The sequence below is a fragment of the bacterium genome (assembly GCA_035703895.1).
Classification (GTDB): Bacteria; Sysuimicrobiota; Sysuimicrobiia; order Sysuimicrobiales; family Segetimicrobiaceae; genus Segetimicrobium.
Map to the genome: position 1 here is coordinate 1 of DASSXJ010000132.1, position 7,099 is coordinate 7,099.

The 7,099-nt window shown below is 68.8% G+C and carries 7 protein-coding genes; 4 read left to right on the plus strand and 3 right to left on the minus strand.

What is annotated here, in order from left to right; translation table 11 throughout:
- The 3 genes from VFP86_09085 to VFP86_09095 form a co-directional block, all read right to left on the minus strand.
- Positions 1 to 2,012, minus strand: a 2,012-nt coding sequence (locus tag VFP86_09085) for a xanthine dehydrogenase family protein molybdopterin-binding subunit (GenBank protein ID HET8999784.1), incomplete at its 3' end; no start/stop codon positions are given.
- A 17-nt stretch (positions 2,013 to 2,029) separates the two neighbouring features.
- Entirely contained in the window at positions 2,030 to 3,094 is a 1,065-nt protein-coding gene (locus VFP86_09090; GenBank protein HET8999785.1) for a quinone-dependent dihydroorotate dehydrogenase, read from the minus strand.
- A gap of 75 nt (positions 3,095 to 3,169) precedes the next feature.
- Complete coding sequence (locus VFP86_09095) at positions 3,170 to 4,003, minus strand: ABC transporter ATP-binding protein (GenBank protein ID HET8999786.1); 834 nt, start codon at positions 4,001 to 4,003, stop codon at positions 3,170 to 3,172.
- A 188-nt stretch (positions 4,004 to 4,191) separates the two neighbouring features.
- Here VFP86_09095 and VFP86_09100 point away from each other — a divergent pair, with 188 nt between their 5' ends.
- From VFP86_09100 to VFP86_09115, 4 genes are all read left to right on the plus strand, one after another.
- The gene (locus VFP86_09100) at positions 4,192 to 4,953 is read left to right on the plus strand and encodes a glucose 1-dehydrogenase (protein HET8999787.1); all 762 of its coding nucleotides are present in this window, start codon (positions 4,192 to 4,194) and stop codon (positions 4,951 to 4,953) included.
- A gap of 91 nt (positions 4,954 to 5,044) precedes the next feature.
- A complete protein-coding gene (locus tag VFP86_09105) occupies positions 5,045 to 5,176 on the plus strand; it encodes a hypothetical protein (GenBank protein HET8999788.1) in 132 nt (43 codons plus the stop codon).
- Positions 5,177 to 5,199: 23 nt separating this feature from the next.
- A complete protein-coding gene (locus VFP86_09110; protein ID HET8999789.1) occupies positions 5,200 to 6,411 on the plus strand; it encodes an MFS transporter in 1,212 nt (403 codons plus the stop codon).
- Between the two features lie 65 nt (positions 6,412 to 6,476).
- Positions 6,477 to 7,099, plus strand: a 623-nt coding sequence (locus tag VFP86_09115) for an SDR family oxidoreductase (protein HET8999790.1), incomplete at its 3' end; no start/stop codon positions are given.

Here is a 7,099-nt window from a genome sequence, read left to right on the forward strand (position 1 = left end):
GCCCCGATGACCTGGCCTTCCGCGAGGAGGGGGTTGATGATGCGGCCCGCATCGTCAACGGCCACGAACTTGAGGATCCGGACCTCTCCGGTCTCGCGCTCGACCTCCACGACGGCGACGTACGCGCCGAAGGGGTAGATCTGTCCCGGGAGGGCGAAGGTGCCCGAGGTCTCGAGCCCCGGCTCCATCCCGTCCGGAAGGCGGCCGCCGTACGCGGCGGCCGCGACGTCTCGAAAGGTCACCGCCCGCGCGGGCGCCCCCTGAACGTAGAGGCGGCCATCGTCCCACCGGATGTCCGATTCGGCGGCTTCCAGGAGGTGCGCGGCGATCTTCCGCATTTTTGTTTTGATCTTCTCCAGCTCACCGAGCACGGCGGATCCGCCGCACGCGACGGACCGGCTGCCGAAGGTGCCGACGCCCTTGGGCAATACTGCGGAATCGCCCTGCTCGACCGCGATCGCGTCGAGTGGGAGCTGCAGCGTCTCCGCGGCGATCTGGGCAAAGGTCGTGTCGTGTCCCTGTCCGTGCGCGGTCGACCCCGTCCGCACGATCACCTGGCCATCGGGCTTGACGACGACGGCCGCGCTCTCCCACAACTGTCCGCCGGCGGGCTCGACGTAGACGGTCACCCCGATGCCGAGGAGCCGGCCCTGGGCTCGGGCGCGCCGCTGCTCCTCCCGCCACCGATCGTACTCGGCCCGCGCGCATGCCCGCTCCAACGCGGGAGCGTAATCGCCCGAGTCGTACACCGACCCGAGCGCGGACTTGTACGGGAAGCGGTCATGGGCAATGAGGTTGCGTCGGCGAACGGCGACGGGGTCGAGCCCCAGGTCGGCGGCCACGAGGTCGATCATGCGCTCGACGAGGTAGGCCGCCTCAGGCCGCCCGGCGCCCCGGTACGGTGCCGTGGGAACTTTGTTGGTCGCCACCCCGACCAGGTCCACCTTGGCTGCCGGGATATCGTACGCGCCTGTGAGGAGGTCTACCACTCGGGAACAGGGCGTCGCGGATGTCGGGAACAGATAGGCGCCGATATCCGCGATCGCGGTCGCCCGCAGCGCGGTGATCCTGCCGTCCACGTCCACGGCCATCTCCACGTCGGCATCGACTCCGCGCGCCTGATTCGACGAGGTGAAGTTCTCGCGGCGGTCCTCGATCCACTTGACAGGCCTGGAGAGCTCGATCGCCAGCCACGCCGCCACCACGGCCTCGGGCGCCAGGTTTCCCTTGCTGCCGAATGCGCCGCCCACGTCCGGGACCACGGCGCGGATGCGCTCCTCCGGCCGGCCAAGAACGCGACTCGCCTGCGAGCGCGGCCGGTAGGGCTCCTGCGCGGAGCACCACAGAGTCAGCAGGTCGGCGTCGCGGTCGTAGGCGGCCACGGCTCCCCGCGGTTCCATCGGCGCGGCGACGATGCGTGGGATATGGAACCGTCCCCGCACGATTCGGTGCGCCGTGCCAAACGCCGCATCGACATCTCCGGTCCCCCGGGTCATGCGGACGAGCACGTTCTCGCCGAGTCCTTCGTGGAGCAGCACCGTCGCGCCGAGGGCCCGGTGAGGGTCGGCAAAGGCGGGAAGGGGATCGTAGTCTACCTCCACGAGGCCCGCCGCATCAACCGCGGCCGCGCGCGTCTCAGCCAGCACGGCCGCCACCGGCTCCCCGACGTAGCGGACTTTTTCGGCGGCGAGCACGGGATGGGGGACCGCCGCGATACGATCCCCCTGCATCGGGTTGATCGGCATGGGATGGATCCGCCCCGCGAGATCCCGACTGGTCACCACGGCGACGACCCCGGGCGCGCGCCGGGCTTCATCGACACGTATGGCCACAAGACGCGCGTGCGCGTGGGGACTGCGCACGACCACGAGATGCGCCATGGCGGGGAGCGTGATGTCGTCGACGTATTTGGCGCGTCCTTGAATGAACCGCAGGTCCTCGCGCCGCCTGATGGGGCGGCCGATCCACGCGCCTGGCGGGGTCATCGTTCCAGCGGCCTGCTGGTGCGTCATCGCTCCTCCCCTGTCCGCTAGCGGGCCTCCACGCCCACCGCCTGCGCGACGTTCGTGAACCCGTCCCGGTCCAGCAGATCGTGCAGCCCGCGCCGGATCCGGCGCGGTGTGCCGGGGCCGCCGTAGACGAACCCCGTGTAGAGCTCGACGAGCGCGGCACCGGCTTTGATCTTCGCGTACGCGTCCTCGGCCGTGAAGATGCCGCCCACGCCGATGATCGGCACGTGACCCCGGGTGAGCCGGAAGAGGACGCGGATCACCCGGGTACTGAGATCGCAGAGCGGCCGGCCGCTCACGCCGCCGGCTTCGTCCCGGGCCGGGCTACGCAGCGCGTCCCGGCGAATCGTGGTATTCGTCGCCACGAGCCCGTGTGCCCGTCCGGGGAGCGCGGAGACGATTGCCTCGAGTTCCAGGTCGGTGAGATCGGGGGCGACCTTGACGAACAGCGGCTTTTCCCCGAGCGCGCGGTTTCGCTCGGCCAGACGGTCGAGCAGGGGGACGATCGCGCCCCGCATCTGGAGGTTGAGCAGTCCCGGGGTGTTGGGCGAGGAGAGGTTGGCGATGAGGAAGTCGCCAAAGGCATGGAGCCGGTCCAGGGAGTAGGCGTAGTCGTCCGGTGCCGCTTCGTTGCTGGCCGCCGCGCTCCGTCCGATGTTGACCCCGAGCGGGATCGGATAGGCGCGCCTCCGGAACGCGGCGAGTCGCGTGGCGACGGCATCGGCCCCTGGGGAGTTGAACCCCAGGTGGTTGATGAGCGCCTCATCCTCCACAAGACGGAATACGCGGGGCCGCGGGTTGCCGGGCTGGCGCTGCGCGGTGACCGTGCCGATTTCGGCAAACCCGAATCCGAGCGCCGGCCACGCCCACAACGCCCTCGCCGCCTTGTCGAACCCGGCGGCGAGCCCGACGGGCGACGGAAACGCGATGCCGCAGACCGTCGTCTCCAGGCGGAGATCCCGCGCCGGCCGGCCGAGGCGCGACACGACCGGCTCTGCCGCGCCGAGAAGCGCCAGCACGGCCTCGTGGCTCACCTCAGGTTCGATGCCGAAGAGGATCGGGCGGACCACCGTGCGATAGATCACCGCGCACTATTATACCGTACTCATCGACGGTCCCCCGCTGCGCGCCGCCGGCGCCGCGGCAGAACGCGCGGGAGGCTAGGACCCGCGGGTCAAGAGGACGTAGGCGTCCTCCAGACGCGGCGGCGCGCTCGACGCCCCCTCGGGCCGGTCCCCCACCACGCGAAGTCGCAGGGTCTCGTCCTCTCGCTCGGCCTGGACCACTTCATATTGACGCTCCGCGGGAAGGCCCTGGGCGGTCACGGAGAGCTCGAAGACTCGATCATCCGCGGCCGACCGGATGGTGCGTGGGCTGCCGGTGGCGACCCCGCGCCCCCGGTGAAGGATCAACAGCTCATCGCAAATGGCCGCCGCATCCCCAGCCTGGTGCGTGGAGAAGATCACGCTGACGCGGTCGCGCAGCCGCTCGAGAATGCGCAGAAGACGGAAGCGCTCGCGGATGTCCAGCCCCGTCGTCGGTTCGTCGAGGATCAGATACCTCGGAGCGTGGGCCAAGGCCTGCGCGATCCGCAACTTCTGTTTCATCCCGCCGGAGAACTCATTGGCGCTCCGGTCTTCCTCCTCGAGGCCCAGCCCGGCCAGCAACTCTCCCGGATCGTATCCCCGGATGCCCCTCAAGAGGAACGCTCCCGAGAGCGTTTCCCGCGGGCGCTGCCAGAATGGGAAGAAGCCGGTCTCTTGAGGGAGGTACGAGATCCCCGGCCTTCTCCCAGGATGCACTTCGATCCCGTCAATCAGCACGCGCCCCGCGGTGGGAGCCGCCGTGCCCGCTAGGATCTGTAGCAGGGAGGTCTTGCCCGAAGCGTTGGCCCCCAGGACACCGATGATCTGGCCTTCCAACGCGCCGGTCAATTCATGCAGCGCCGACTGCTCCCCGTACCGTAACGAGAGCCGCTCGAGTTGCAGCCTCATACGCAACATCCCCCATCGCGGCGTTGATCTGCGAGGCCTCACCCTTGGTATGAGACTTGCCGGTGTCCGTGTCAATATCGGCCATCCCTCCAGGCGGCCCTATCGCCTCATCAGAGGTACTGCGGGCGGTGCGGGAGAAGGCGGGCGTGGCCATTCGCCATCTGACCCGGGGGGGGAGGTGAGCGCAATTGCAGGTCGCCCGTAGAGCCGTGATTGTGACAGGGGGAGCCAGAGGCATCGGTGCCACGTATGTGCGTGCCTTGGCCGCTAGTGGAGCCCAGGTCGTGATCGCCGACATTCTACAGAAAGAAGGAGAAGCGCTGGCGCGCGAAGTCAGTTCGCAGCCGGATGGACGAGCGATCTTCATGTGGGCGGACGTCGCGAAGCAGCCCGATGCGACGCGATTGGCTCACACGACGGCCGAGACCTTCGGGTCGATCGACGTCTTGGTGAACAACGCCGCCATATACGCGGACTTGGGGGCGAAAAAACCATTTGATCGGATCAGCGAAGCCGAATGGGACACCGTGATGTCGGTGAACGTGAAAGGATCCTGGCAGTGCGCGAAAGCCGTCCTGCCGTATATGCAGCGGCAGCAACACGGGAAGATCATCAACGTGTCTTCATCCAGCATCTATGCCGGGACGCCCGGACTGGCCCATTACGTGGCCTCCAAGGCCGCCGTCATCGGCCTCACCCGTTCTCTGGCTCGGGAACTTGGCCAGCATAACATCTGCGTCAACGCCATCGCCCCCGGGCTCGTGTTCAACGAGGCCAGCACGAGGCTCAATCCGCGAGAGTATTTCGAGGGGGCACTCGTCACGAGAGCGATCCCGCGACTGATGGCCCCGCGAGACTTGGTCGGGACGATGCTGTTCCTGGCCTCCGCCGGTAGCGACTTCATCACCGGGCAGACATTCGTCGTCGATGGGGGAGCGGCGATGATTTGAATCCGCACTCGACACCGAAGGACAGGAGTGGCCCCCGGCCGCATGGTAGAGAAAGCTGCGGGGGAACGGGAGCGACTGGAGGGGCGGCGTCATGGCCGTGGATCTGATCGTCAAGAACGGCACCATCGTCACCCCGTTGTCGAGCCTTCGCGGGCACATCCTCATGAAGAACGGCGAGCGGTCCGGCACCCCGCAGGGCCGGCTGCTGCGTCCCTGCCGGTAGTGGGGCAAGCGGCCGGTTGGGCCTTGGGCGCCTCGGTCACCATCATGGCGCTGGGCTTGACCATCATGGCTCCGGCCCTCCCGCTGTTCGGTCGGACGTTTGGCGTCGGCGCGGCGATGGTCGGATCGCTGGTCAGCGCGTACGCCGTCGGGCGGCTCATCCTGGACGTGCCCGCGGGGTATCTCGTCGACCGCGTTGGCCGCCGGCCGGTGCTGCTCGCGAGCGCCGTCGTCGTCGCGGTCGCCGCGCTGCTGGCCGCGGGCGCGGCCAGTTTCGCCCAGCTCATCGCGTGGCGGGTGCTGCAAGGCGCGGGATCCGGATTGTTCACGACCGCCGCGATGGCGGCGATGGCCGACCTCGGGGGGCCCGTGCACCGGGGCCGCGCGCTGAGCATGTTTTCAGGGGCGTTTCTGATCGGGAGCAGCCTCGGTCCAAGCGTCGGAGGGATCGTCACCGCCCACTGGGGCGTGCGGGCGCCGTTCGCGCTGTACGGCGTGCTGGCGACCCTCTGCCTGGTCTGGGTGTATTTCCGGGTGCCGGAAACGGCACCGGCGTGGACGCCGGTCCCTGCGGATGGTGTCTCGGTCATCCGTGCCAAACCATTCCCGTGGCCGGACTTTGCGTTGATCGGGGCCGTGACCTTTGCGGTGTTCTTCACCCGCGCCGGCGGCCGGTCGACGATTCTCCCCCTGTTCGCGTACAACCAGGTGGGGGCGAGCGCGACGCAGGTGGGAGTCCTGCTGTCCCTGCTCGCCGTCATCAACATGGCCGTGCTGTATCCGACCGGGGCGCTCTCCGACCGCTTCGGTCGGAAACTTGCGATCGTGCCCGGCGTCTCATTGATGGCGATCGCGTTCGTCCAATTGTCTCGCGCGTCCTCGTACCAAGGGCTGCTTGCGGGTGCCGTGCTCCTCGGGTTCGGCAGCGGTGTCGGTGGCCCGGCCCCCGCCGCCTACATGGCCGACCTCGGCCCGCCCGAACGGATGGGCGCCGCGCTCGGACTGTATCGTGCCATCGGGGACCTTGGGTTCCTCATCGGCCCGATCGCGCTGGGGTGGGTGGCGGATATGCGAGGGTACTCCGCGGCGCTCGTCGTCGTGGCGAGCGTGCTCGGCGCCACGGTGTTGCCGTTTGCACTCTTCGCCCGAGAGCACCGATTCGCATCGGAGAGGATCCCGGATGGGCCCGTGGTCGTCCGGGAACCACTCGGAGCGCCCGAGGGCGCGGATGAATGAGGTGAGGACGGGCGGGCCCGGCTATCGGACGCGCGTGGTCCCGCAGACCAGGGGGGAGGGCAGGCATGCGGCTTGGCGGTAAGCGGACTCTGATCACCGGGGGTGGCACGGGAATCGGGCGTGCGACCGCCGAGCTGTTCGCCCGGGAGGGAGCTCATGTCATGGTGTCGGGCCGCCGCCGGTCGGAACTCGACGAGACCGTGCGCCGGGTGGAAGCGATCGGGGGACGCGCGGCGCTCGTGCAAGGGGACGTCGCGCGGCCTGGGGACGCCGCCCGAATGGTCGCCGACACCGTCGCCGCGTTTGGCGGTCTCGACATCCTCGTGAATAACGCCGGGATCATCGTGCGCGGGGCGTCGGTGACCTCGGTAGCGATCGAGGACTGGGACCGCGTGCTCGGGATCGACCTCACCGGCGTCTTTCTCGTCTCGCGCTTCGCGCTGATGGAGATGGTGCGGGTCAAGCACGGGGGGAGCATCGTCAACGTGTCGTCGGTCTCGGGGCTGTTCGGTGATCCGAACCTCGCCCCGTACAACGCCGCCAAAGGCGGGGTCAACCTGCTCACCAAGAACATGGCGCTCGACTACGCGTCCCACGGCATTCGCGTTAACGCCGTCTGCCCCGGGCGGATCGCGACGCCCATGCCGCGGAGCCGGCTGCGGCCTGAGGAGGACTGGGACGGCGTCCT